The organism is Streptomyces sp. NPDC040718, assembly GCF_055593565.1.
Genome location: NZ_JBVIXO010000003.1, coordinates 1 through 24686, shown reverse-complemented (window position 1 = coordinate 24686; position 24686 = coordinate 1). Strand labels below are relative to the sequence as shown.

Here is a 24686-nt window from a genome sequence, read left to right as displayed (position 1 = left end):
ATGCACTAGTGCAATGGAGTACGCACCATGAGCGCCGCCACCGTCGCCGACTACGAGCCCACCGACCGCACCGTCCCGAGCCGCGCCCGCCAGCGGGCGCGCTACGACCGCGAGACGGTGCACTCGATACTCGACCAGGCCTACCTGTGCCACCTCGGGTTCGTCCGCGACGGCGCGCCGGTGGTCCTCCCCACGCTGTACGGCCGGGTGGGCGAGACCCTCTACGTGCACGGCTCCACCGGCTCGCGCCCGCTGCTGGCCGCCGGGAAGGCCGACCCGGGCCTCGCGGTCTGCCTCACGGTGACGCACGTCGACGGCCTGGTGCTGGCCAAGTCCGCCTTCCACCACTCGATGAACTACCGCTCGGTGGTCGTGCACGGCACCGCCTACCAGGTGACGGACGAGGAGGAGTGCCGGACCGCCCTGGACGCCCTGGTCGACCAGGTCGTCCCCGGCCGCTCGACCGACTCCCGGCCCGCCAACGCCAAGGAGCTGGCGGCCACGGCGGTGATCCGGCTCGACCTGAACGAGGTGTCCGCGAAGGTCCGCACGGGCGGTCCGAACGACGACGCCGAGGACCTGGACCTGCCCCACTGGTCGGGCGTGGTCCCGGTGGCACCGGCGTACGGGACCCCCGTCCCGGCCGCCGGCCTGGCCCCCGGCATCGCCGTCCCGGGTTACATCAGCGCGCTCTGAGGCTCATGGGCGGGCCGGTCCTGCGGCCCGCCGCCGGCCCCGCGGCGCAACCCGCCCGCGGGCCGGCGCGCCTCGGCCGCGATCAGCGCCCCCACGGCCGCCAGCAGCAGTACGGTGCCCAGCACCACCGCGCCGGTCAGCCGCTCCCCGAGCACCGCGACGGCGATCACCGCCGCGCTGACCGGCTCGATCAGCATGACCACCGACACCGTCGCGGCGCGCACCGCGGCCGCCCCGGTGAAGTACAGCGCGTACGCGAGCGCCGTCGGCACCACGGCCACGTACACCAGCAGCCAGAGCACCCGCGCCGGCTCGGCGGTGTGCGGCAGCAGCCCCTCCACCGCCGCCAGCGGCAGCAGGCACACCGCGCCCACCGCCACCGACCACGCGGTGGTGACCAGCGGGTCCCCGCCGGCCCCGCGCCGCCCGAGCCACCGCGCCCGCAGCGTCATCGCCGCGTACCCGGCGGCCGACAGCAGCGCCCAGCCGACCCCGAGCGGCCGCACCTCACCGCCCCCGGAGCCCAGTACCAGTACGGCCAGCCCCGCCAGGGCACCGCCGACGGCGGTCACTCCGCCCCGGCCCAGCCGCTCGCCCATCCAGTACCGGCCGCCGAGCGCGATCAGCACGGGCCCCGCCCCGAGGGTGACCACGGTGCCGACGGCCAGGCCGGTCTCCCGCACGGCCCCGAAGTAGGCGGCCTGGAACAGGGTGAACATCAGCCCGGTGGCGATCAGCGAAGCCGCCGAAGGCCGCGCGGGCCGCGCCGCCCGCGCGGGGCGGCGGCGTACGGCGAGCACCCCGAGCAGCACCGCCAGCCCGCCGGCGCAGCGCCAGAAGGACAGGGCGAGCGGACCGAGGTCACTGGCCAGGAAGAGGAGGGAGGCGGCCGCCCCGGCGGTGCCCCAGGCGGCTCCGGCGACGACGAGGTACAGCAGGCTGCGCCCGGCGGCGGGCGAGTGGTTCGACACGTGTTTCTCCGCGCATGCGTGAAGGACGAGGACAGGAGGTCATCGCTTCGCGGGCAGCGCGTACCGGCCCGGGAACTCCCCGGGCGGGTCTTCCGTTCTGGTGGCAGCCGCCCGCGCTAGGCGGCGGGAGGCGGAAGAACGGCGGAAAGCACGGTCGAAGGCATGGTCAGCACCCTACGCGGCATCCACCGCGCGGACCACCCCGGACCGGAATCCGCCCTCCGCCCCTTCCGGCCCTCAGGCGCTGGTCGGCTCCCGGTCCTGCACGGGCAGCGGCGCCTCCTGCGCAACAACGGGCGCGGGCCGCGAGGACTGCGCGATGAAAGCGCCCCCGAGCACCAGCGCGCCGCCCAGCACCTGCGGGCCGGAGAGCTGCTCCCCGAGCAGCACCCAGGCCAGCACGGTCGCGACGACCGCTTCGAGGCAGGCCACCACGCCCGCGACCTGCGGCGAGAGCTTGCGCACCGAGACCACGCCGGTCAGGTACGCGAACACGGTGGCGACGAGCACCACCCAGCCCAGCAGCGCCAGTGCCGGGACCCGGAGGTCGCCCATGGCGGCGTTCCCGGCCAGCACCTGCCAGTCCATCTGCCAGGGGCGGGCGATCACGGTCATCACCAGGGCGCCGACGATCATGCCGTGCGCGATCACGCCCAGCGGGTCCGGCGCGTCCTCCGCGTCGGCGCCCTGGTCCGCGAAGACGAAGTAGAAGGCCTGGCAGCAGGCGGCCGCGAGGCCGAGGAGCACCCCGAACAGGTCCAGGCTCAGCCCGGCCCAGATCTCGACCACGCAGGCCAGCCCCACGACGGCCACCGCCGCCCCGGCCGCGGCCGCGCGGGTCACCGGCTTGCGCTGCACGAAGCGGATGTAGCCGAGCAGCAGGGCGGGGCCCAGGTACTCCAGCAGCAGGGCCACGCCCACGGGGATCCGCGACAGGGAGGCGAAGTAGAAGGCCTGCACGCCCGCGACTGCGACCAGTCCGAAGCCGGCCAGCAGCAGGGGCTTGCGGCGCACCAGGGACCGGTGCCGCCAGGCCAGCGGGGACAGCACCAGGGCCGCCCCGGCCACCCTGAGCCACACCATGTGCAGCGGGTCGAGACCCGCCTCGATCAGCGGCTTCGCCGCGACACCCGAACCGCCGAACGCGCATGCCGAGACGAGGGCGAGGCCCAGTCCGGCGTTCTTACCTGACGCTTGCATCGGCCCATCATGGCAGGGCCGGACAGGAGCGTCATCCGCGAGACACCTGTTGAGACACACCCGAGATCATCCGGCCGGGACCCCCCGTATCTGACAGGTCGTCAGTCTTGTATGTTCCGCCCGCCGGGGCTACCTTCCGCCGCACGTACCCGACGAGAAGGGGTGGACGCATGGCTGAAGTCACCGCGGAATCACGCATCGAGGCGCCCGCCGCGAAGCTCTGGGCCCAGCTGACGGACTGGGACGCGTACGGGCAGTGGAGCATGACCCACACGAACTTCCCGAAGGGCGGTCCCGAGACCCTCGCGGTCGGATCCACCTTCAGCGAGAACATGAAGATGATGGGATTCCCCGCCGAGGTCCTGTGGACGATCTCGGAACTGGAGGAGCAGCGCGTCTTCGCCATCACCGGCAAGGGCCCGATGGGCGTCGCGGTGCTCACCCGCTACACGCTGACCGCCGACGGCGGCGCGACGAAGGTACGCATCGACGGGGAGTTCACGGGCGCCGCCGTCTCGCTGATGGCGGGCAAGCTCAAGGACTCCGCGACGGCCGCGCTGAACGAGTCCCTGCGCAAACTGGCCGGCCTGGTCGCCTGACCCCGGCCCGGACGCACGACGAGGCGCGCCCCGCGAGCGGACTCGCGGGGCGCGCCTGCGCGTGCCCGGCCGGTACGCGTCCCGGCGGGCACGCGTCCTGCCTCAGTGTTCGTCGGCCAGGATCAGGTACAGCTTCTTGCGGGCGTCGTTGACGACCGTGAGGGCCTTCTCCCGCTGCTCGGGCGAGCCGGTCTTGAAGACCTGCCCGAAGGCCTCCATCAGACCGCCGGCGGCGGCACGGACCTCGTGCATCGCCTCGAAGTCGAAGCCGCGCCCGGCGTCCGCCCAGGGGGCGTCCGGGCCCGACTCGGCCTCGGTGCGGCCGGCGTCGGTGAGCGTGAACAGCTTCTTGCCGCCCTCGCTCGCGCTGGTGATCAGCCCCTCGTCCTCCAACAGCTGCAAGGTCGGGTAGACCGAGCCGGGGCTGGGCTTCCAGGCCCCGCCGCTGCGCTCGCCGATCTCCTGGATCATCTCGTAGCCGTGCATCGGCCGGTCGGCGAGCAGCGCCAGGATCGAGGCGCGCACGTCGCCCCGCCTGGCCCGCCCGCGCGGTCCGCCGCGTCCGCCCCGCCCGCCGAAGGGCCCGCCCCCGAAGGGCGGCCCGAACGGACCGAAAGCGGCGCGCAGCCCCCTGAACTCCTCCCGACGGTCCGGCCCGCAGTGGCCGTGGCCCCGTCCGTGGTCGTGTCCGTGGTCGTGCTGTCCGTGTGAACGCATCACTGCGCTCCTTTCGCCATCCCCGCCATGTCCGTCATGACAGTCGTCGTTTCGACTCCTTCACTATCACTGATCCATCGCGATGCGTCAACGATATATCGGAAACTGTCGCCGACAGCCGTCCTGCCCGCGGCTGACCAGCGGCGACCGAAAAAAGTCACTGCCCGATCACCGGAGCACGGTGATAGACATCCGGCGTGGAAAAGAATCTTGAGTTCTCTGACCTGCTGCGACTGATCGACGAACGGTCGACCGCCTTCCGCGACACGGTCGCCGCCGCGCCCAGCCTCGACGCACAGGTGCCGACCTGCCCCGAGTGGACGCTGTCCGATCTGGTGAAGCACCTGGGTGGGGGAGACCGCTTCTGGGCCGCCATCGTCGGCGCGGGGCCCGCCGACGGCCCCCCGGCCGAGGCCGTCGCCGCGCGCGCCGCCCTGGAAGTGCCGCAGGAGCGTGAGGCCCTGCTGGCCTGGCTGGCCGCGTCGACGCAGCTTCTGCTGACCGCCCTGCGCGAGGCAGGACCGGAGAGCGGTTGCTGGGCCTGGTGGAGTGACCTGCAGACGCCGCGGACCGCCGGCGGAGTCGCCCGGCACCGGGTCCAGGAGAGCGCGGTGCACACCTACGACGCCCAGCTCGCCGCGGGCGCCGCGCAGCCGCTGCCGACCGAGGTCGCCCTCGACGGTGTGGAGGAGTTCCTGTTCACCTGCGTCGCATCGCCCAGCGCCTGGCCGCACAAGCCCGCGACCTTCGACTTCCACGCCGCCGAGGGCCGCTCCTGGCGCCTCACGGTCGACGGCGACGGCGCCCGCTCCGCCCGCGTCCCCGCGCCCACTGCCGCGACCGGCGAGGACTCGGACGCGGCCGGCGTCTCCGTCCACGGTACGGCCAGCGAGTTGATCATCTACTTGTACGACCGCATCCCGGCCGAATCCCTGCGCGTTGACGGAGACGCGGGGCTGCTCGACCTGCTCCGCGCCTGGGAGCCGGAGCATTAGGACGTAACGGAGGCGGTCGGCCGCGCCTGGAGCCGTGGGAAACGGTCCTTCGCCCAAGCCGACCGCCAGCCTGGCCCGAGCTCGAACTCACGGCCTCCGCACGATCGGACACGAGTACGTCGGCAGCCGGGCAACCGCCGACCGGCTCGCTCTCCGTCATCCAGCGGCCAGGCGGTTCCGCGTCGAGACCGACCCCCGGTCGTTCGGCGATGCAGCGCGGATCCCGCATGCGAGCTGCCGGGATCGTTGATCAAGCGCCTCGTTCGGTGAGAGTGACCAGGCCAGTCACCCGGAATTGGCCTTTGTCCGCGTTCGGGGAACCCCCCTACGGTCGGCCCATGCGCATCCGAATCGTCGACGCCTTCACCGACCGCCCCTTCCACGGGAACCCCGCCGGAGTCCTGCTCCTCGACGGCGGCTTCCCCCCGGACGCCTGGCTCCGGCAGGTCGCCGCCGAGGTCAACCTCTCCGAGACGGCCTTTGCCCACCCCCTGCCGCCCGGGGGCGACGCCGACTGGGCGCTGCGCTGGTTCACCCCGGCCGCGGAGGTGGACATGTGCGGCCACGCGACCCTCGCGACCGCGCACGTCATCGCCAACGCCGGGCTCGCCCCGGGCCCGATCCGCTTCGGCGCGCGCTGCGGGATCCTCACCGCCGAGGTCGCCGAGGACGGCACGGTCACGATGGACTTCCCGACCTCGTCCCTGACCCCGCTGGAGCCGGTCCCCGAGGTGGACCGCGCGCTGGGCGCCGAGTCCAAGTCGGTCCACGACACCGCGGACCACATCGGCGACCTGCTGGTGGAGCTGGCCGACGAGCGGACCGTCCGGGAGCTCACGCCCGACCACGCGGCCCTGCGCGCCTACGCGCGCCGCGGGGTCATCGTCACCGCGCCGGCCGAGGACCCCTCCCGCGGCTACGACTTCGTCTCGCGCGGCTTCTTCCCCGCCGTCGGCGTCGACGAGGACCCGGTGACGGGCAGCGCCCACACCGCCCTCGCCCCGTTCTGGGCGGCGCGCCTGGGCCGCACCGACCTGACCGGCCTCCAGGGCGGGACGCGCAAGGGCCTGGTCCGGGTCCGGCTCGCGGGCGACCGCACGCTCCTCACGGGCCGCGCCGTCACCGTCATCGACGGCGAACTGCTCACCGCCCCGTAACCGCTACGGCGTCGGCAGCCAGCCGACCTTGCCCGCGAGCAGGGCGTACCCGCCGAAGGCCACGATGTCGAGCAGGGCGTGCGCGACGACCAGGGGGCCGACCCGGCCCCAGCGCCGGTAGGCGAGCACGAAGACGACGCCCATCACCACGTTGCCGATGAACCCGCCGATGCCCTGGTAGAGGTGGTACGAGCCGCGCAGCAGGGAGCTGGCGAGCAGCGCGGCCGTCGGCGACCAGCCCAGCTGACCGAGCCGGCGCAGCAGGTACGCCAGCACGATGACCTCCTCCACCACGGAGTTCTGCACCGCGGAGAGGATCAGCACCGGGAACTTCCACCACACGTCGGGCAGGGCCTCCGGCACCACCGTCAGGTTGAAGCCGGTGGCCCGGGCCGCCAGGTAGAAGGCCAGCCCGGCGCTGCCGATGCCGGCGGCCACGAGTGCGCCCCGGGCCAGGTCCGGGCCGGGCCGGGTGCGGTCGAAGCCCAGGGCCCTGAGCCCGGGCGCGCCCTCGCGGGTCAGCAGGTGCGCGACGAGCAGGACGGGGACCAGGGCCGTCGCGATCCCGAAGAGCTGCCAGGCCAGGTCCAGCCAGGGCCGCCCGGGCGCGTAGGAGCCGTTGAGCGTGGCGGCCTGGTCCTTGAGCCCGCCCGGCTTGGTGAGCGATCCGATGAAGCTGATCAGCGCCGAGACCCCGCTCGCGCCCAGCGACAACGCGAGCACGAGCAGGGTCTCGGTGCGCAGGACCCGGCGCCCGTCCTCGCGCAGTTCCACGACCACCGGCTCCGGCTCGACCCGCACGCCTGACTCCCGTCCCGTTCCGACCACCACCCCATACTGCCCCCTCGGCGGCGGGAGCGGATCAGCGGGAAGGCATCGGGGCAGGGATCGGGGGCAGGGACCGGGGGCAGGGACCGGCGGAGCGGGCCGGCCCGTCAGCGGCGCACCGCCCGCGTGGCGTCCACCTCCTGTTCCTCCAGGCCCACGGGCCAGGTGTGCACGGGGTCGCCCTTGTGCATGAGCTCGCTGTAGCGCCGGGTGGTGGCCGCCAGGGCGGCGTCGCGTTCCAGTCCGCCCGCGACCGCGCGGTGGTACGTGTCCACCTGCCAGGTGGCCCCGTTCACCCGGCGCCGGCACCGCTCCTCGATGATCCCGAGGTAGTGGTCCCGGTCGGCGGGTTCGATGCCCCAGGCGTCCAGCCCGGCCGCGGCCATCGGCAGCAGCTCGTCCAGCACCAGCCGCACCGCGGGCACGCTCACCAGCCCCCCGGCCCTGCCCTTGCGCGGCCAGCGGATGCGCGCGTCGATCCCGTACCGGCAGGCCGCGTCGAAGTTGGCCTCCGCCTCCGCGAAGGACATCCGGGTCCACACGGGGCGCTGCTCGTCCGCGAGGGTGCGTACGAGTCCGTAGTAGAAGGCGGCGTTGGCGACGACGTCGGCCACGGTGGGGCCGGCGGGCAGGACCCGGTTCTCCACCCTCAGGTGCGGCACCCCGTCGGCGACCCCGTAGACGGGCCGGTTCCACCGGTAGACCGTGCCGTTGTGCAGCACCAGCTCCTGCAGGCTCGGCACCCCGCCCTCGGCGAGCACCCGCAGCGGCTCCTCCTCGTCGCATATGGGCAGCAGCGAGGGGAAGAAGCGGACGTTCTCGGCGAACAGCTCGTACGCCGAGTCCACCCACCGCTCGCCGAACCAGGTCCGCGGCCGCACCCCCTGCGCCTGGAGTTCGGGCGGCCGGGTGTCGGTGGCCTGCGTGAACAGCGGCGGTCGCGACTCGCGCCACAGCTCGCGGCCGAACAGGAACGGCGAGTTGGCCCCCACCGCTATCTGCACGGCGGTCACCGCCTGCGCCGCGTTCCACACGTCGGAGAACCGGGCCGGGGTGACCTGGAGGTGCAGCTGCACGGAGGTGCAGGCGGCTTCGGGCACGATGGAGCCGGTGCTCCAGGTCAGCCGCTCCACCCCGTCGATGTCGAGCCGGAAGTCCTCTCCGCGCATCATCAGGATCTGCTCGTTGAGCAGGGAGTAGCGGTCCACCGCCGACAGGTTGGCCAGGGCCAGGTCCGCGCGGGAGATGGTGGGCAGGATCCCGATCATCACCACGCCCGCGTCGATCTCCGCGGCCTGCCGGTGGGCGTAGTGCAGTCCGGCGCTGAGTTCTTCGGCGAGCTGGTCGAACACCCTCCCGTCGAGCCGGTGCGGAAGGACGTTCACCTCCAGGTTGAACATTCCGAGTTCGGTCTGGAAATCGGGGCTCGCAATCCGCTCCAGCACCTGCGCATTCACCATGCGCGGCAATCCGTCGGCACCCGCGAGATTCAGCTCGATCTCCAGCCCCATCATGTTCTTGGGACGATCGAACCTCTTCTCCGCCAGAAGCCGCTCCAGCCCCTCCAGGCACTCGTGAAGCTTCCTCCGATACCGATGCCGATCGGACAGGTCGAATCCGCCTGCCACGACCTTCTCCCCCATCGAAGCGTCCCTCCTCGAGTGGGCCAGGCCCGGTGCACCCGGGCGCACGTCACGGTCGATGATGCCCAGGCACCGTGATCCATAACGCCGGCGGGGGCCCTGGCGGGGGAGCGCGCGCCGGTATGGCCGGATGGCCGCTCCGGCACATTCGCCTGGCAACCCGCGGGACGCAATTTCTGGGGGCACCTCCCGGTTGTGGCGAGGGGACTTGGCCTTTTCCGATTCCTGATTACCGAAGGTTTCCAGCCGAGCACCCTTGGGGTAACCTCCGAGGTCAGCGCGGCATGTCCGCGTGCAACCGGCATGAATACCATGACAGCGGGACCGGAAGACGCCTTGCCGACAATAGGCGGGACGGCTAGCCGAAACACTGCGTGAACACATGTCGTATAAACTCCGCAAACGAGGCAGAGAGTTGGCGCGCGGCCATTGCCCCAAAGCCCACCTCTGACCCCAGAATGCGACAGCGCCGTCCGCACTTTCCCCCGCACCACAGGTCTCCCAAGTGAGAGGCGACCCACCATGCCGCTGCATGTTCCCCCGGCTCCCGCGCCCGCCCTGCGCAGCGTCCTCGCGGCACTCGGTTCTCCCACCGCCGTCCACGAGGCGCACACCCCCGCCCTACGCTCGTTCCAGGGCCCGCTGACCGCCGAACTCCCGCTTCCGGTACACGTGCTCGACCGGCTGGGCGTGTCCGGCCACACGGCCGACGGCCGCCCGCCCCGCACCCGCCTCACCGGCTGGCGGTTCCTGATCCGCAGCGGGGACCGCTTCGTCGCGGCCGCCGACACCCGGCTGACCCCGGACGGCTGGACCTTCTCCCACTTCTTCGAGGGCCCCTACGTCGCCGCGACCGAACGCGCCCTGCGCCAGGCGGAGTCGCTCGGCAAGAGCTACCAGCCGAGGCTGCTGTCCGTACCTGAGCTGTACATGCTGACCCTGTGGCTGCACGGGGCGGTCGGCGCCGACGCCGCCGCCGGCCTCCCCGCCGCCGCCGACCTGCTGGTGCCACTGGCTCCGGCCCCTCCGGGGATCGCCCCCTTCCGGCCGCATCCGGTCTCGGAGCTGCTGCCCGTGCTGACCCACCGGCTGACCCCGGCCGCCCCACCCGCCCCGCCCACCCTCGCGGCCCCGGCGGCTTGACCCGGGTGACCCATTCGGCCTAGTCCGCTCGGGTCAATGCGAACCACCCGAAATGACAGGGGAGTTGGCATGAACCGCCCGCACGGGTGATGCGTCCTCATTCCAAGAGGACAGCTGCCGGGAAATACCTGCGAAGCAGCCGTCCTGGGGGAACACTGAGGACATCCTCCCCGCAGGTGCGGGGACGACCCAGGGGGACGGCCATGAATCACGCATCGAGCCGTAGCGAACAGACCACACCGCAGCGAAAGAACCCATCCATGTGCCAGCACCAGCCCGCCTGCCCGTCATCAGAATCCGCCGACCGGGAGGCCGCGCGCCCGGTGGCCAACCACCCGGAACAGGGCTGGAGCCTGCTGTGCAACGGCGTCCTGCTCTTCGAGGACACCGGTGAGCTGCTGCCGGACGGACAGATCATCGCCCCGCACCGCCCGCTCGCGGCGGCGTAGCCGACGCCGCGCGGGACACCGCACGGCAACGGCGCACGAACGCGGAAGGGGCCGGTCCAGGAGCTCGAAGCTCCGGGACCGGCCCCTTCACCGTGTCACCGGCCCGTCAGCGGCTTACCGCCGACGCGGCTCAGTTGTCGTACTCGTCCAGCGGCGGGCAGGAGCAGACCAGGTTCCGGTCGCCGAAGGCGCCGTCGATCCGGCGCACCGGCGGCCAGTACTTCTCGGCGGCGGAGACCCCGCCCGGGAAGACGGCCTCGTCGCGGCTGTACGGGTGGTTCCACTCGCCGCCCAGCGCCGCGGCGGTGTGCGGGGCGTTGGCGAGCGGGTTGTCGTCCACCGGCCACTCGCCGCCGGCGACCCGCTCGATCTCGGCGCGGATGGCGATCATCGCGTCGCAGAAGCGGTCGATCTCGAAGAGGTCCTCGGACTCGGTCGGCTCGATCATCAGCGTGCCGGCCACCGGGAAGGACATGGTCGGCGCGTGGAAGCCGTAGTCGATCAGGCGCTTGGCGATGTCGTCGACGCTCACGCCCGTGGCCTTCGACAGCGGACGCAGGTCGATGATGCACTCGTGCGCGACCAGGTTGCCCGGACCGGTGTAGAGGACCGGGTAGTGGGGCTCCAGGCGCTTGGCGATGTAGTTGGCGCCGAGGACCGCCACCTGGGTGGCGCGCTTGAGGCCCTCGCCACCCATCAGGCGGACGTACGACCAGGAGATCGGCAGGATGCCCGCCGAGCCCCACGGCGCGGCGGAGATCGGACCGACGCCCGTCTCCGGGCCGGCGGTCGGCTGGAGCGGGTGGTTCGGCAGGTACGGGGCCAGGTGCGCCCGGACACCGACCGGGCCGACGCCCGGGCCGCCGCCGCCGTGCGGGATGCAGAAGGTCTTGTGCAGGTTCAGGTGCGAGACGTCGCCGCCGAAGTGGCCCGGCTTGGCCAGACCCACCAGGGCGTTCAGGTTGGCGCCGTCCACGTACACCTGGCCGCCGGCCTCGTGCACCTGGGCGCAGATGTCGGCGACGTGCTCCTCGAAGACGCCGTGCGTCGACGGGTAGGTGATCATGAGGACGGAGAGCTCGTCGCGGTACTGCTCGATCTTGGCGCGCAGGTCGTCCGCGTCCACCTCGCCGTCGTCGGCGGTCTTGACGACGACGACCTTCATGCCGGCCATCACGGCGCTCGCGGCGTTGGTGCCGTGCGCGGAGGACGGGATGAGACAGATGGTGCGCTGCTCGTCGCCGTTCGCGCGGTGGTAGGCGCGGACGGCCAGCAGACCGGCGAGCTCGCCCTGGGAGCCGGCGTTCGGCTGGATGGAGACCTTGTCGTAGCCGGTCACCTCGCAGAGACGTTCCTCCAGCTCGTTGATGAGCGTGAGGTACCCCTCGGCCTGCTCGACCGGGGCGAACGGGTGCAGCTGGCCGAACTCGGGCCAGGTCACCGGCTCCATCTCGGTGGTCGCGTTGAGCTTCATGGTGCAGGAGCCCAGCGGGATCATGCCGCGGTCCAGCGCGTAGTCCTTGTCCGAGAGCTTGCGCAGGTAGCGCAGCATCGCGGTCTCGGAACGGTGCTGGTGGAAGACCGGGTGGGTCAGGTACGCGTCCGAGCGCAGCAGGCCCTCGGGCAGCGCGTCGGCGGTGGCCGCGTCCAGGGCCTCGATGTCGGCGGTGACGCCGAAGGCGGCCCAGACCGCTTCGAGGTCGGCGCGCGTGGTGGTCTCGTCGCAGGAGGCCGAGACGTGGTCGGCGTCGGCGCGGTACAGGTTGACCCCGCCCTCACGGGCGGCGGCGACGACCTCGGCGGCCTTGCCGGGGACCTTGGCCGTGACGGTGTCGAAGAAGGAGCCGTGCACCAGCTCGACCCCGCCGGCCGTCAGGCCCGCGGCGAGGATGGCCGCGTAGCGGTGGGTGCGGCCGGCGATCGTCTTCAGGCCGTCCGGGCCGTGGTAGACGGCGTACATGCCGGCCATGACGGCGAGCAGCACCTGCGCGGTGCAGATGTTGCTGGTGGCCTTCTCGCGGCGGATGTGCTGCTCGCGGGTCTGCAGGGCCAGGCGGTACGCCTTGTTGCCGTCCGCGTCCACGGAGACGCCGACGAGGCGGCCGGGCAGCGAGCGGGCGTGCTTGGCCTGGACGGCCATGTAGCCGGCGTGCGGGCCGCCGAAGCCCATCGGGACGCCGAAGCGCTGGGTGGTGCCGACGGCGATGTCCGCGCCCAGCTCGCCCGGGGAGGTCAGCAGGGTCAGCGCGAGCAGGTCGGCGGAGACGGTGACGATCGCGCCGAGCTCGTGCGCCTGGTCGATGACCGGCTTGATCTCGCGGACCGCGCCGGAGGCGCCCGGGTACTGGAGCAGCACGCCGAAGACGCCGCGCTCGGCGATCTCGGCGGGGATGCCCTCGGACAGGTCCGCGACGACGACCTCGACGCCCGTGGGCTCGGCGCGGGTCTCGATCACGGCGATGGTCTGCGGCAGCGCGTCGGCGTCGACGAGGAAGACCCCGCCCTTGACCTTGCCCACGCGGCGGGCCAGCGACATGGCCTCGGCCGCCGCGGTGCCCTCGTCCAGCAGGGAGGCGCCGGAGGTGGGCAGGCCGGTCAGGTCGGCCACGAGGGTCTGGAAGTTCAGCAGCGCCTCCAGGCGGCCCTGCGAGATCTCCGGCTGGTACGGGGTGTACGCCGTGTACCAGGCCGGGTTCTCCATGACGTTGCGCAGGATCACCGGCGGGGTGAAGGTCCCGTAGTAGCCGAGACCGATCATCGGGGAGAGCACCTGGTTGCGGTCGGCGAGCGAGCGCAGCTCGGCCAGCACCTCGGCTTCGGTGCGCGCCTCGGGCAGGTTCAGCGCCTCGGCGGTCTTGATCACATCCGGTACCGCGGCGGCGGTCAGCTCGTCCAGGGAGCCGTAGCCCACCTGGGCGAGCATCTTGGCCTGCGCTTCGGCGTCCGGGCCGATGTGACGCTGCTCGAAGGGGATGCCCCGCTCGAGCTGGGAGAGCGGAATGCGGTTGGCGGTCATAACGGAGGCCTCCTGGTCGTATGACCTGCGAGGGGCACCACGGCGCGGGCACCCGGACGGCCTCCCCCTCTGTCATCTCAACCTGAGAGCTTCACCGGAGCCGCGGGGTTCGCCCGAGAGCTCCGGCTTTCACCGTCGGTGAGGGGAGGTACCGGCACTGCGGGCCCGGTCCCTGCCCCTGCTTTCCAGAGTGGCCTCGTCACGTGCGGTACGTATGCCTGAGAGATTCCGGGGAGGATTTGCTCCTTCGGCGCCTCCGTCGAACTCACTCGGAGGACTCTCCCGCACAGGGTCAACAGCCGTCACCCAGCCTACCAGCGAGGATCTCGACCCTCCCTCGAGTGGCCCCCACTTCAAATATGCACTTCTGTAGTCATTACGGATGAGCTGTGCATCACTGCGACCGTACGGAGGGACCGTGCAGACCGACATCGATCCCCGCAGCCTGATCGGCCGCAAGGCGTTCGACCGCAACGGCACCAAGATCGGCACCGTGGACGAGGTCTACCTCGACGACGCCACGGGCGTGCCGGAGTGGGCCGCCGTCCGGACGGGCCTCTTCGGCCGCGACGCCTTCGTCCCCCTGGAGCCCAGCGAAGTGGTGGACGACGCCCTGCGCGTGCCCTTCGAACGCTCCCTGATCAAGGACGCCCCCGACTTCGGGGTCGGCCGCCACCTCTCCCCCGAGCAGGAGCTCCAGCTCTACCACCACTACGGCCTGGACGTGGCCCTCCCCTCCGACTTCCAGCGCCCCCGCCCCCAGGACAGCCCCTAGGCGTCCCCCTCCCCCACCAGGGGCAGCGGATCGGACGCCTCCAGGTCGGGGTCGTCCAGCAGGAACGTGCGGACCCGGCCCGGGGGCGATCCGGGGCGCTCGAACCGTACGGTCACCCGCCCGACCCCGCTGCCCTGCACCCACCCCGGCCCGTACACCGCGTGGCGTACGTCGCTGCCCGCCGCCCAGTGCCGCACGGGAGCGGCCCCGGCGCCCTCCAGGACCGCCGCGGCCCCCTCCGGGTGCCCGCCCTCCGGGGCGGGCCCGGCGGCCCCCTCCTCGCCTCCCAGCGCTTCGGCCCCCGCCTCCTCGGCGGTGGCCAGCGCGTGGGCGAACAGGTCCTCCTGCGTGTAGTCCGCGAGCCCCGTCACCCCCACCCCGAGCAGCCGCACCCCGCCGGTGGTGTCCACGCCCTCCAGCAGCCGCGCGGCCGCCTCCCGCACCACGGCCGGGTCGTCGGTGGGCCCCCGGAGCGTCTCGGAGCGCGTCAGGGTCGAGAAGTCGTACCGGCGCACCTTCAGGACGATGGTCCGCCCCGAGTGCCCCGAGGCGCGCAGCCGCCCCACGCAGCGGTCGGCGAGCCGCTGCACCTCGTACCGGATCCGGACCCGGTCGTGCAGGTCCACGTCGAAGGTGTCCTCCACGGACACGGACTTCGCGTCCCGCTCGGCGACCACCGGCCGGTCGTCCAGCCCCAGCGCCATGCGGTGGAGCCCCACGCCGTGCGCCCGGCCCACCATCCGCACCAGCTCGTCCTCACCCGCCTCGGCCAGTTCCCCCACGGTGGTGATCCCGGCCCGGCGCAGGTGCTCCCCGGTGGCCGGCCCCACCCCGGGCAGGGTGCGCACCGACATGGGCGCGAGGAGCGCGCGCTCGGTCCCCGGCTCGATCAGCAGGAGCCCGTCGGGCTTGGCCTCCTCCGAGGCGATCTTGGCCAGCATCTTGGACCCGGCCAGGCCCACCGAGCCGCTGAGCCCCGTGCGGGCGGTGATGTCGGCCCGCAGCCGCTCCCCCGTGGCGCGGGCGCTCGCCGAGTCGAAGGCCGCGCCGCCCGCCTCCAGGTCCACGAAGGCCTCGTCCAGGCTGAGCGGCTCCACGAGCGGCGACAGCTCCCGCAGCAGGCCCATGACCAGCTCGCTGACCTCGCGGTAGACGGTGAAGCGGGGGATCAGGTAGGCGCCGTTCGGGCAGAGGCGGCGGGCCTGCGCGGTCGGCATCGCCGAATGCACCCCGAACCGCCTGGCCTCGTAGGAGGCGGTGGCCACGACCCCGCGCGGCCCGAGGCCTCCGACGATCACGGCCTTCCCGCGCAGGCTGGGCTTGGCCGCCTGCTCCACGGAGGCGTAGAAGGCGTCCATGTCCAGGTGCAGGATGGTCGGCGCGGCTCTCACAGCACCGATGCTGCCCTACGCCACTGACAACGCGGTGATCAACGGGCCGCGGCCCGGGGCGGGGACGGGAGCGGACGGCGTCCGGGAGTCAGACGGCCCGGTTCCGGCGGGCCGCGAGCTCGTCGGCCGGGTTGTGGCCGACCAGGGTCTCCCCGGTGTCCACCCGTTCCCCGTGCAGCTGCGACAGCGCGTTCTCGACGTCGCGCCAGACGACGCCCACCGCGATGCCGAAGACGCCCTGCCCGCCCTGGAGCAGGCTCACGACCTGGTCCGGCGAGGTGCACTCGTACACGGTCGCGCCGTCGCTCATCAGCGTCATGCGCTCCAGGTCGGAGAAGCCCCGGCCCCGCAGGTGCTGCACGGCGGTGCGGATGTTCTGCAGCGCCACCCCGGTGTCCAGGAAGCGCTTGACGATCTTCAGGACGACCACGTCGCGGAAGCTGTACAGCCGCTGCGTGCCCGACCCGTACGCCGGCCGCACGCTCGGCTCCACGAGTCCGGTGCGCGCCCAGTAGTCGAGCTGCCGGTACGTGATCCCCGCGGCGGCGCACGCCGTCGGTCCGCGGTAGCCGACCTCCTCGGACGCCGGGCCTTCGCCCACCGGTCCGACCGGCGCGGCCGCCGGCTGACGGTGCGCGGAACCCGCCGCGCCGCCGTGCACCGGATACGGCCCACCGTCGCTCCGCGCGGGGGTGCCCCCGGTCGTACCGCCGCCCGTGATCCTCACGCCGACCCTCCGTCCTTGACCTGCCACCTTGAAGGTAGGCAGTGACCAGGGGTGCGTCAACGATCGCCACACTCGGCACGCCGAGTGATAATCACCCTGAGAGTGGTTTCCCGTACCCCGCTGCGGGGAAAGGCTACTCGAATGGGCCGACAGTTCCCGGTGGACGGCACGGCCGCCGGCGCGGCTACTGGGGGCCCGTGCCGAAGTCCTCGGGAGAGATCTGGTCGAGGAACTCGCGGAACTTCTCCACCTCGTCCTCCTGCTCGTCGGGAATCGCGATTCCGGCGTCGTCCAGCACGCCGTCGCTGCCGTAGATCGGCGTTCCCGTGCGCAGGGCCAGCGCTATGGCGTCCGACGGCCGCGCGCTCACCTCGACCCCGCTGGCGAAGACCAGCTCCGCGTAGAAGACGCCCTCCCGCAGATCCGTGATCCGGACCTCGGTGAGCTCCTCGCCGACCGCCTCCAGCACGTCCTTGAAAAGGTCGTGCGTCAGCGGCCGGGCAGGGGCCATGCCCTGCTGCGCGAAGGCAATGGCGGTCGCCTCCCCAGGACCGATCCAGATGGGGAGGTACCGGTCGCCTCCCACTTCACGCAGGAGCACGATCGGTTGGTTGGAGGGCATTTCCACCCGGACACCCACAACGTCGAGCTCGTTCACACAGCAACCCTAGGACCTGCCCGGCAGGTTTGGGTAGTCGGGGCCCCACCGGGACCCGTCCGGTCAGTGCGGACGCAGTCCGAGAGCGGTCTGCACCAAGGCCTCGTGGAGCCTTACGGAGAGCCCTGCGAGCTCCCTCATCGTGGCTTCGGCGTGCGCCCTGGTCTGCGGATTGCGGTGCCTGCGCAGCGGGGCGACGAGCTGCTCCACCAGACCGGCCTCCCGGTCCGCCGCCGCCTTCATTCCCCGCAGGTGGCGCGGTTCGAGACCGAACCGGCCGAGATCGGCGATCAGCCGGGCCACGCCGACCGTCCCCGCGTCGAACCCGCCGCCGGGCACCTCGGAGACGAGCCCGTACGACTCCCACTCGCCGAGCTGCGCCTCGTCCACCTCGGCGGCGGCCATCAGCTCGGCCCGGCCCACCCGGGCCGCCGGCGGCGGCTCCCCGCCCGCCTCCGCGTACCCGGCGCAGGGCTGGGCGCCGTCAACGGACTCCCCGTGCGCGGCGGGCGCGGGGATGCGGATCTGCTCACCGCGGTCGAGCGCGTCGAGCTGCTCCCGGATGACCTTCAGCGGGAGGTAGTGGTCACGCTGCAGGCGCAGGATGCGCGCGAGCCGCTCCACGTCCTCCGTGCTGAACTTGCGGTATCCGGAAGGCGTGCGCCGGGGCTCGACCAGGCCCTCCGCCTCCAGGAAGCGGATCTTCGAGATCGTGACTTCGGGGAACTCGTCCCGCAGCGTGGTCAGCACCGTGCCGATGCTGACCAGCTGCCCGGCCGAGCCGGCGGTGCCGTTCTTCGCGGCACCGCCCGTCGGGGTACGCAGCATGGAACCTTCCCTGGGGTCCCCCCGGAGGGTGTCCGGGGGTGGGGTTCCCCCCGGACGGTGTCCGAGGGGGTCAGACGCCCCGCAGGCTCGCGTAGAAGACCAGCCGGTACTTGCCGATCTGCACCTCGTCACCGTTGTGCAGGGCGACGGACTCGATCGGCTCGCGGTTCACGTACGTGCCGTTGAGGCTGCCCACGTCGGCGACGGTGAAGCCGCCCTCCGGGCTCCGGCGGAATTCGACATGCAGGCGGGACACGGTGATGTCGTCCAGGAAGATGTCGCTCTGCGGGTGCCGGCCCGCAGTGGTCAGTTCGCCGTCCAGCAGGAACCGGCTGCCCGAGTTGGGCCCGCGCCGCACGATCAGCAGGGCGGAACCGGGCGGGAGCGCCTCCACCGCGGCCTGGGCCTCGGGAGAGAGCGAGGACGACACGTGCTGGCCCGACCCCTCGGCCTCGTAGGCCTCCAGGCCCGAGATCGAGATGGTGGAGGTGGTCTCCGAAGCGCGCTCCGGCGTCAGACCCGGCCGCAGCGGCGCCCCGCAGTTGGAGCAGAAACGGCTCGCCGCATCGCTGCGGTGGCCGCACCTGCCGCACGTCTGCTCGGCCGACATGGACGGCTCCTCGCGCCGCGGCTGCCCCGCGGAGGCACTGGTGGCATACGGGTCAGAGGCAAACCCTCCACCCACACTAGAGGTTGATGGTTCACCGAAACCTATGCGTCCGGAACCAGCGGGGTCAACGGACGACGCGCCGCGCCCGCCCGAATGGTCCCCCGGGCCGGCCACCTCGTCGCGGAAGAGCGGCCTGTCGCCCTGCCCTTCCCCTTCCGGCTGCCCCGCGCGGTGCCGCGTCGCACCGCTTTCCTCGTTCTTCTTCTTGCCGAACAACTTCTCAAACAACTTCACGGGCGATTCCCCTTGACCGAAACAGACCCGCCCGTGGGGCAGGACGAACTCTGCATGCACACACCTGCCGACCCGGACATTCTGACAACGTCCGTAACCACCAGACAGTTTCCACCACGCACGGCGACTTCCGTGCGTCGACCCCCCGCAGGCGTCGGCCCGCGTGAGCCTGTCCACACTTCACTACGCATCACGGCGATGACGACCGAGCGTAGTCAGGCTGCTTCGCAGCCCGCAAGGCATCCACAACGATCTTCGCCGACCGTGTGACGGCGACCGTGGCCTGTTCCTTCTCCATCGTCTGCACCACACCTCCCGGGATGTTCAGCGCGGGCTCCAGATCCTGCGGTTTGCCGATCACCTTGAACTCGTAGGGCTGTGTGATCTTCTTACCGTCGATCCCGACCCCGCCGCCCTCGTCGGAGAAGTACGAGCCCGCCACGACGCGCACCCCGTTGATCTGGATCGCCTCCGCCCCGGCGGCCCGCAGCTCCTGGAGGGTGTCCAGCAACTGGTCGGACCTCACCTGGCCCTTGTTGTCGGTGATCCGCAGCGTGATCCCCGGGCCCTGTGCGGCAACCGTACCGGCCAGGATGCCCAGTTGGCGCTCCTTCTCAACCGTCTGCCGACGGGCCTCTTCCGCCTGGTTGGAACTGCTCTGCAGCTCCTTGCGCTGGTCGTCCAGCCGCTGCTTCTCGTCCTCCAGGCGCTGGGTCCGCCCGTCCAGCTCGTCGAGGATCCGTACGAGGTCCTCCTGACGGGCACCGCGCAGCGGGGCGCTGGAGTCGCTGTTGGACCGGACCTGGATCGCGAGCCCGAGGCCCAGGACGAACAGCAGCAGCGCGACGATCAGTTGGGCCCGGCTGAACCGGGGCGGCCACAGCCCCGCGGCCAGGCGCTGGCGCCCGGTCTCCTGCGGCACGGCCGGCACGGCCGGCACCGGGGGCTCCTCGGGCCGCGACGGCTCGGGGGCGGGCTGCGACGGGGGCTGCGACCGGGACTGGGACTGGCCGGGGACGTCGGGCTCCCCGGGAGGGGTGTTCTCCGTGCTCATCGGCCTCACGCCCGGAAGACGTGCCGGCGGATGGCCGCGGCGTTGGAAAAGATCCGGATGCCGAGCACGACGACCACACCCGTCGACAGCTGCGAGCCGACGCCCAGCTTGTCGCCGAGGAAGACGATCAGCGCGGCCACGACCACGTTCGACAGGAACGACACCACGAAGACCTTGTCGACGAAGATCCCGTCCAGCATCGCGCGCAGACCGCCGAACACCGCGTCGAGCGCGGCGACCACGGCGATCGGCAGATAAGGCTCCACCACGGCCGGCACCTCGGGCCGGACCAGAAGCCCGGCCACCACTCCGGCCAAGAGGCCCAGTACCGCGATCACGATGCACCCTTCTTCGGCTCTGCTGCTGTGGCTGTGCGGACGGTCAGGCTCGACGCCGCCGGCAGCCGTACCTCGTCCATCGGGGTCAGGCTGTAGCGGATCCCGTAGCTCTCCTGGAGGACGTGCAGGTACTGGCCGTCCACGGAGTCCTGGAACGCGGTCCCGAGCCGCTTCTTGTCGCCCACCGCGAGGACCTCGTAGGGCGGCACCAACGGCTTGTTGTCGACCAGTATCGCGTCACCCGCGGCCCTGATCGCCGACAGCGCCGTCAGCCGCTGCCCGTTGATCGACACGGCCTCGGCACCCGACTGCCACAGCCCGTTGACGATCCGCTGCATGTCCCGGTCGCGCACCCGGCCGGTGTTCGAGAACCCGGCGCTCTCGCGCGGGCCGCCACCGCCGCCCGACGAGGCGCCCTTGGCATCGTCCACCACCAGCTTGACGCCGGGACCGTGCACCTCGGTTGCACCCGCGAGCAGTTCCACCAGCCGGCCACGCTCCCCGACCTGCTGTTTCAGCGCCGCGCGCTGCCGGTCGGCGACCTCGGTCCGCAGCCGTTCGGTGTCCCGCTCCAGAGCGTCCGCGTGGTCGTTCGCCCGCTGTACCCGGTCGATCAGCTCCTGGCGCTCCTTGGCCAGTACCGGCGCCGCTATCCGCGCCTGCGCGGCTCCGAGCGTGACCACCATCGCGGCCAGCACCAGCCCCGCGGCGAGCGCCAGCTTGGCCTTGAGGGTACGGGGCAGCCCCGCCGTACCGTCCGCCTCGCGCCGGGCCGAGGCTTCCGCATAGCCCTCGTCGAGGCTGTGGTCCATCACGTGGGTCAGCAGCGACATGGACGCGTCCGGGCGCGCGGGCGGCGTGGCCGAACTCCGGTTGTTGGGCGGCTGCGACATGCCGCACATCGTTGCATGTCGCCCCCGCCAACACCCAATGCGCCCGTCCGGCGGGCCGGGCCGGGGCGCTCCCCGCACCCGGCCCGCCGGAGCCGCTGCGCCCGGGGGACGCGCGCCGGTCAGTGCTGTCCGGCACCGTCCACGACCGCACCCCACTCGTCGAGGAGCGCCTGCGCGGAGGCGTCGTCGGGACCCTCGGCCCACAGGTGCGTGACCGCCTCCGCCGGGTCCGGCAGGACCAGCGCCCACCGCCCGTCGGCCTCGACCACGCGCACCCCGTCGGTGGTGTCCACCTGCCGGTCGCCGGCCGCCTCCACGACCCGCCGCATGACGAGCCCCTTCGCCGCCCACGGCGTGGGCACGTCCCGCTTGAGCACGTGGGCGCGCGGGATGCGGGCGTCGATCTGGCTCAGGGTGAGCTGCGTCCGCGCCACCAGCCCGATCAGCTGCACGAAGGCCGCCGACCCGTCGAAGACGCTGCTGAACTCCGGGACGATGAACCCGCCCCGGCCGTCCCCGCCGAAGATCGTGGTCTCCTCACGGCCGACCCGGGTCAGGTCGTCGGGTGAGGTCGTCGTCCACTCCACCTGCGTCCCGTGGTACGCCGCCACCTGCTCGGCGACCCGCGTCGTGGTCACCGGCAGGGCCACCTTGCCGCTGCGCTTCTCGGCGGCGACCAGGTCGAGGAGCACGAGCAGCGCCCGGTCGTCCTCGATGATCCGGCCCCGCTCGTCCACCAGGGAGATCCGCTCGCCCACCGGGTCGAACCGCACCCCGAAGGCCGCCCGCGCCGACGCCACGATCTCCCCGAGCCGCACCAGCCCGGCCCGCCGCGACTCCCGGGTCTCGGTCGGCCGGGACTCGTCGAGGCCGGGGTTGATCGTCAGCGCGTCGACGCCGAGCCGGCCGAGGAGGCTCGGCAGCACGAGGCCGGCGCTGCCGTTCGAGGCGTCCACGACCACCTTGAGCCCGGAATCGGCGATCCCGGTGGTGTCCACCCGTCGGAGCAGCGAGCCCGTGTACGAGTCGAACACGCTCGACGGGAACTGCAGGTCGCCGATCTCCCCGGGGAACGCGCGCCGGTACTCCTGACGTGCGTACACCCGGTCGAGCTTGCGCTGCTGCGCCTGCGAGAGGTCCGCTCCCCGTTCGTCGAGGAACATGATGTCCACCGAGTCGGGCACGCCGGGCGAGGTTCTGATCATGATCCCGCCGGCGGCACCACGGGCCGTCTGCTGACGAGCCACCGGCAGCGGTACGTTCTCCAGGTCGCGCACGTCGATGGCGCTGGCCTGGAGGGCGGAGATCACCGCTCGCTTGAGCGCGCGGGCGCCGCGGGAGTGGTCTCGGGCCGTGGTGACGATCGCGCCCTTCTTCAGCATCGTCGCGTAGGCGCCCGCCAGCTTGACCACCAGCTCGGGGGTGATCTCCACGTTCAGGATCCCGGAGACGCCCCGGGCCCCGAACAGGTGTGCCTGGCCGCGGGACTCCCAGATGACCGAGGTGTTGACGAAGGCGCCGGCCTCGATCGTCTTGAACGGGTAGACGCGCACGTTGCCCTGGACAATGGATTCCTCACCCACCAGGCACTCGTCGCCGATGACGGCCCCGTCCTCGATCCGGGCGGCCCGCATGATGTCGGTGTTCTTGCCGATGACGCAGCCGCGCAGGTTGCAGTGCGGGCCGATGTAGACGTTGTCGTGGACGACGGCCTTGTGGAGGAAGGCCCCGCTCTTCACGACCACGTTCGACCCGACGACCGTGTGCTCGCGGAGCTCCACCCCGGCCTCGATCTTGGCGTAGTCCCCGACGTACAGCGGTCCGCGCAGCACGGCGTCCGGGCTGACCTCGGCCCCTTCGGCGACCCAGACCCCGGGCGAGATCTCGAAGCCGTCCATGTCGACCTGGACCTTGCCCTCGAGGACGTCGGCCTGGGCCTTCACGTAGCTCTCGTGGGTGCCCACGTCCTCCCAGTAGCCCTCGGCGACGTAGCCGAAGATCGGCCGGCCTTCCTTCATCAGCTGCGGGAAGACGTCACCGGACCAGTCGACCGAGACGTCCGGGTCGACGTAGTCGAAGATCTCCGGCTCCATCACGTAGATGCCGGTGTTGATGGTGTCCGAGAACACCTGCCCCCAGGTCGGCTTCTCGAGGAAGCGCTCGACCTTGCCTTCCTCGTCCACGATGGTGATGCCGAATTCCAGGGGGTTCGGCACCCGGGTCAGGCACACCGTGACCAGTGCGCCCTTCTCCTTGTGGAAATTGATCAGGTCGGTGAGGTCGAAGTCGGTCAGCGCGTCGCCGGAGATGACGAGGAACGTGTCGTCCTTCAGGGCTTCCTCGGCGTTCTTCACGCTGCCGGCGGTCCCGAGGGGCTTCTCCTCGTTGGCGTAGGTGAGCTCCATCCCGAGCTCCTCGCCGTCACCGAAGTAGTTCTTGACCAGTGAAGCCAGGAACTGCACCGTGACCACGGTCTCGCTGAGCCCATGTCGCTTGAGCAGCCTCAGCACGTGCTCCATGATCGGCCGGTTCACCACCGGCAGGAGCGGCTTGGGCATGCTTGAGGTCATGGGGCGAAGCCGCGTACCTTCGCCACCGGCCATCACGACGGCCTTCATGTCGGAAGAGTCCTCCTAGAGAGATGACGGTCCAGCCGACCTCACCCCTCCCGGACGGATACTCCGCAACTCCTCCGCGTCAGTACCTGCGCCGAGCGAGCTCAATCGGCCGTGGTAGCCCTGACCAGGCGGCGGACTTGCACCACGTAAAGGATTCCTGCCCACCAATAGAGCGTTGTACCCCATCCCGCGAACGCCCATCCGAAAACGGACGCCATCCAGGCCAACCAGCCGTCCCCGTCGCTGAGCAGCAGGAGGGGGAAGGCGTACATGAGGTTGAAGGTCGCGGCCTTGCCGAGGAAGTTGACCTGCGGGGGCGGATAGCCGTGACGGCGCAGGATCCACACCATGACCAGCAGCATTCCCTCACGGGCGAGGAGGGCCGCCGTGAGCCACAGCGGGAGAATCTCCCGCCAGGTGAGGCCGAAGAGCGTGGTCAGGACGTAGAGGCGGTCGGCGGCGGGGTCCAGCAGCCGGCCCAGTTTGCTGATCTGATTCCAGCGGCGCGCGAGTTTTCCGTCGAGGTAGTCACTGATCCCGCTGAGCATCAGGACGGCCAGCGCCCACCCGTCGTAGCCCTTGAGGATGAGCCAGAGGAACAGCGGTACGCCGACGAGACGAGCCATGCTCAGGATGTTCGGAATGGTGAAAATTCGGTCGGTCTGAACCCGAGTCTCCTGGACCTCCACCCGGGGGCCTCCACTGTGACGCTAGAAATGGTCGAATCGATGCCCCCTGACCCTACAGGAGTCCCCGACGGGGGCCGCCGGCCCGGGCCCCGAACGCAGAAAAGCCCCGCACCAGAAGGTGCGGGGCTTTCCCACAATGATTGTTCGGCGGCGTCCTACTCTCCCACAGGGTCCCCCCTGCAGTACCATCGGCGCTGAAAGGCTTAGCTTCCGGGTTCGGAATGTAACCGGGCGTTTCCCTAACGCTATGACCACCGAAACACTATGAAGTTGGAACTCAAGCCGACAAGGCGAGTTCGTTACTTCAGAACTAACACAGTGGACGCGAGCAACTGAGGACAAGCCCTCGGCCTATTAGTACCAGTCAGCTCCACCCGTTACCGGGCTTCCACATCTG

23 protein-coding genes, 1 rRNA gene and 1 riboswitch are annotated in these 24686 nt (G+C 71.6%); of the genes, 7 read left to right on the top strand and 17 right to left on the bottom strand.

The annotated features are described in order from the left end of the window. The first annotated feature begins 27 nt into the window (after nt 1-27). On the top strand, nt 28-696 hold the full coding sequence (locus ACZ597_RS08810; protein ID WP_471326886.1) for a pyridoxamine 5'-phosphate oxidase family protein: 669 nt from the start codon (nt 28-30) through the stop codon (nt 694-696). Here the strand turns inward: ACZ597_RS08810 and ACZ597_RS08805 are convergent. Next, a complete protein-coding gene (locus ACZ597_RS08805) occupies nt 678-1667 on the bottom strand; it encodes a DMT family transporter (RefSeq protein WP_471326884.1) in 990 nt (329 codons plus the stop codon). The genes ACZ597_RS08810 and ACZ597_RS08805 overlap by 19 nt on opposite strands. A 237-nt stretch (nt 1668-1904) precedes the next feature. After that, complete coding sequence (locus tag ACZ597_RS08800) at nt 1905-2867, bottom strand: EamA family transporter (RefSeq protein WP_471326882.1); 963 nt, start codon at nt 2865-2867, stop codon at nt 1905-1907. A gap of 170 nt (nt 2868-3037) precedes the next feature. On the opposite strand from ACZ597_RS08800, the gene ACZ597_RS08795 reads away from it, so the two are divergent. Further along, nucleotides 3038-3466 (top strand): type II toxin-antitoxin system Rv0910 family toxin, encoded by a 429-nt coding sequence (locus tag ACZ597_RS08795; protein WP_471326880.1) that lies wholly within the window; start codon nt 3038-3040, stop codon nt 3464-3466. A 102-nt stretch (nt 3467-3568) separates the two neighbouring features. On the opposite strand, the gene ACZ597_RS08790 is transcribed toward ACZ597_RS08795, so the two are convergent. Next, complete coding sequence (locus ACZ597_RS08790; RefSeq protein ID WP_471326877.1) at nt 3569-4183, bottom strand: PadR family transcriptional regulator; 615 nt, start codon at nt 4181-4183, stop codon at nt 3569-3571. 197 nt (nt 4184-4380) lie between these two features. Here ACZ597_RS08790 and ACZ597_RS08785 point away from each other — a divergent pair, with 197 nt between their 5' ends. Both ACZ597_RS08785 and ACZ597_RS08780 read left to right on the top strand, forming a co-directional pair. After that, complete coding sequence (locus ACZ597_RS08785) at nt 4381-5178, top strand: maleylpyruvate isomerase family mycothiol-dependent enzyme (protein ID WP_471326874.1); 798 nt, start codon at nt 4381-4383, stop codon at nt 5176-5178. A 338-nt stretch (nt 5179-5516) separates the two neighbouring features. Then, nucleotides 5517-6335, top strand: a complete 819-nt coding sequence (locus tag ACZ597_RS08780; protein ID WP_471326872.1) for a PhzF family phenazine biosynthesis protein — start codon at nt 5517-5519, stop codon at nt 6333-6335. Nucleotides 6336-6338: 3 nt separating this feature from the next. Here ACZ597_RS08780 and ACZ597_RS08775 read toward each other — a convergent pair whose 3' ends face one another. Beyond that, nucleotides 6339-7136: a CPBP family intramembrane glutamic endopeptidase gene (locus tag ACZ597_RS08775; RefSeq protein ID WP_471326869.1), complete on the bottom strand. Its 798-nt coding sequence runs from the start codon at nt 7134-7136 to the stop codon at nt 6339-6341. 134 nt (nt 7137-7270) lie between these two features. Continuing rightward, a complete protein-coding gene (locus ACZ597_RS08770) occupies nt 7271-8806 on the bottom strand; it encodes a glutamate-cysteine ligase family protein (protein ID WP_471326866.1) in 1536 nt (511 codons plus the stop codon). A gap of 522 nt (nt 8807-9328) precedes the next feature. Between ACZ597_RS08770 and ACZ597_RS08765 the strand changes: the two genes are divergently transcribed. Both ACZ597_RS08765 and ACZ597_RS08760 read left to right on the top strand, forming a co-directional pair. Next, nucleotides 9329-9949, top strand: coding sequence for a hypothetical protein (locus ACZ597_RS08765; RefSeq protein WP_471326864.1), 621 nt, complete (start codon nt 9329-9331; stop codon nt 9947-9949). Nucleotides 9950-10209: 260 nt separating this feature from the next. Then, nucleotides 10210-10398 (top strand): DUF5999 family protein, encoded by a 189-nt coding sequence (locus tag ACZ597_RS08760; protein ID WP_007262885.1) that lies wholly within the window; start codon nt 10210-10212, stop codon nt 10396-10398. A gap of 130 nt (nt 10399-10528) precedes the next feature. Here the strand turns inward: ACZ597_RS08760 and gcvP are convergent, their stop codons facing one another. Beyond that, a complete protein-coding gene (gene gcvP, locus ACZ597_RS08755) occupies nt 10529-13414 on the bottom strand; it encodes an aminomethyl-transferring glycine dehydrogenase (protein ID WP_471326861.1) in 2886 nt (961 codons plus the stop codon). Nucleotides 13415-13610: 196 nt separating this feature from the next. Beyond that, nucleotides 13611-13709: riboswitch (glycine riboswitch) on the bottom strand. Between the two features lie 123 nt (nt 13710-13832). On the opposite strand from gcvP, the gene ACZ597_RS08750 reads away from it, so the two are divergent. Beyond that, nucleotides 13833-14189, top strand: coding sequence for a PRC-barrel domain-containing protein (locus tag ACZ597_RS08750; protein WP_471326858.1), 357 nt, complete (start codon nt 13833-13835; stop codon nt 14187-14189). Here the strand turns inward: ACZ597_RS08750 and ACZ597_RS08745 are convergent. From ACZ597_RS08745 to rrf, 11 genes are all read right to left on the bottom strand, one after another. Beyond that, nucleotides 14186-15580 carry a DNA polymerase IV gene (locus ACZ597_RS08745; RefSeq protein WP_471326855.1) on the bottom strand — a complete coding sequence of 465 codons (1395 nt, stop codon included), beginning with the start codon at nt 15578-15580 and terminating at the stop codon, nt 14186-14188. The genes ACZ597_RS08750 and ACZ597_RS08745 overlap by 4 nt on opposite strands. A gap of 88 nt (nt 15581-15668) precedes the next feature. Next, a complete protein-coding gene (locus ACZ597_RS08740) occupies nt 15669-16307 on the bottom strand; it encodes a MerR family transcriptional regulator (protein WP_471326853.1) in 639 nt (212 codons plus the stop codon). 184 nt (nt 16308-16491) lie between these two features. After that, a complete protein-coding gene (locus ACZ597_RS08735) occupies nt 16492-16965 on the bottom strand; it encodes a bifunctional nuclease family protein (RefSeq protein ID WP_007262890.1) in 474 nt (157 codons plus the stop codon). A 63-nt stretch (nt 16966-17028) separates the two neighbouring features. Further along, a complete protein-coding gene (gene ftsR, locus ACZ597_RS08730; protein ID WP_471326850.1) occupies nt 17029-17793 on the bottom strand; it encodes a transcriptional regulator FtsR in 765 nt (254 codons plus the stop codon). Between the two features lie 70 nt (nt 17794-17863). Beyond that, nucleotides 17864-18757, bottom strand: a complete 894-nt coding sequence (locus ACZ597_RS08725; protein ID WP_471326848.1) for an FHA domain-containing protein — start codon at nt 18755-18757, stop codon at nt 17864-17866. Between the two features lie 130 nt (nt 18758-18887). Continuing rightward, nucleotides 18888-19751, bottom strand: a complete 864-nt coding sequence (locus ACZ597_RS08720; RefSeq protein WP_471326845.1) for a DUF881 domain-containing protein — start codon at nt 19749-19751, stop codon at nt 18888-18890. 5 nt (nt 19752-19756) lie between these two features. Continuing rightward, nucleotides 19757-20089 (bottom strand): small basic family protein, encoded by a 333-nt coding sequence (locus tag ACZ597_RS08715; protein WP_030010496.1) that lies wholly within the window; start codon nt 20087-20089, stop codon nt 19757-19759. Further along, complete coding sequence (locus ACZ597_RS08710; protein WP_471326842.1) at nt 20086-20991, bottom strand: DUF881 domain-containing protein; 906 nt, start codon at nt 20989-20991, stop codon at nt 20086-20088. Before ACZ597_RS08710 ends, ACZ597_RS08715 begins: the two co-directional genes overlap by 4 nt. Before the next feature lie 110 nt (nt 20992-21101). Beyond that, nucleotides 21102-23600, bottom strand: a complete 2499-nt coding sequence (locus tag ACZ597_RS08705; RefSeq protein ID WP_471326839.1) for a sugar phosphate nucleotidyltransferase — start codon at nt 23598-23600, stop codon at nt 21102-21104. A 101-nt stretch (nt 23601-23701) separates the two neighbouring features. Next, nucleotides 23702-24289: a CDP-alcohol phosphatidyltransferase family protein gene (locus tag ACZ597_RS08700; RefSeq protein WP_471326837.1), complete on the bottom strand. Its 588-nt coding sequence runs from the start codon at nt 24287-24289 to the stop codon at nt 23702-23704. 142 nt (nt 24290-24431) lie between these two features. Then, nucleotides 24432-24548: ribosomal RNA gene (gene rrf / locus ACZ597_RS08695) — 5S ribosomal RNA — on the bottom strand. Between the last annotated feature and the right edge of the window lie 138 nt (nt 24549-24686).

Coding starts and splice junctions, on each gene's coding strand:
- ACZ597_RS08810 (WP_471326886.1), top strand. CDS start 28: ATGAGCGCCGCCACCGTCGCCGACTACGAGCCCACCGACCGCACCGTC.
- ACZ597_RS08780 (WP_471326872.1), top strand. CDS start 5,517: ATGCGCATCCGAATCGTCGACGCCTTCACCGACCGCCCCTTCCACGGG.
- ACZ597_RS08760 (WP_007262885.1), top strand. CDS start 10,210: ATGTGCCAGCACCAGCCCGCCTGCCCGTCATCAGAATCCGCCGACCGG.
- ftsR (WP_471326850.1), bottom strand. CDS start 17,793: ATGCTGCGTACCCCGACGGGCGGTGCCGCGAAGAACGGCACCGCCGGC.
- ACZ597_RS08705 (WP_471326839.1), bottom strand. CDS start 23,600: ATGAAGGCCGTCGTGATGGCCGGTGGCGAAGGTACGCGGCTTCGCCCC.
- ACZ597_RS08795 (WP_471326880.1), top strand. CDS start 3,038: ATGGCTGAAGTCACCGCGGAATCACGCATCGAGGCGCCCGCCGCGAAG.
- ACZ597_RS08720 (WP_471326845.1), bottom strand. CDS start 19,751: ATGAGCACGGAGAACACCCCTCCCGGGGAGCCCGACGTCCCCGGCCAG.
- ACZ597_RS08790 (WP_471326877.1), bottom strand. CDS start 4,183: ATGCGTTCACACGGACAGCACGACCACGGACACGACCACGGACGGGGC.
- gcvP (WP_471326861.1), bottom strand. CDS start 13,414: ATGACCGCCAACCGCATTCCGCTCTCCCAGCTCGAGCGGGGCATCCCC.
- ACZ597_RS08770 (WP_471326866.1), bottom strand. CDS start 8,806: ATGGGGGAGAAGGTCGTGGCAGGCGGATTCGACCTGTCCGATCGGCAT.
- ACZ597_RS08765 (WP_471326864.1), top strand. CDS start 9,329: ATGCCGCTGCATGTTCCCCCGGCTCCCGCGCCCGCCCTGCGCAGCGTC.
- ACZ597_RS08710 (WP_471326842.1), bottom strand. CDS start 20,991: ATGTGCGGCATGTCGCAGCCGCCCAACAACCGGAGTTCGGCCACGCCG.
- ACZ597_RS08800 (WP_471326882.1), bottom strand. CDS start 2,867: ATGCAAGCGTCAGGTAAGAACGCCGGACTGGGCCTCGCCCTCGTCTCG.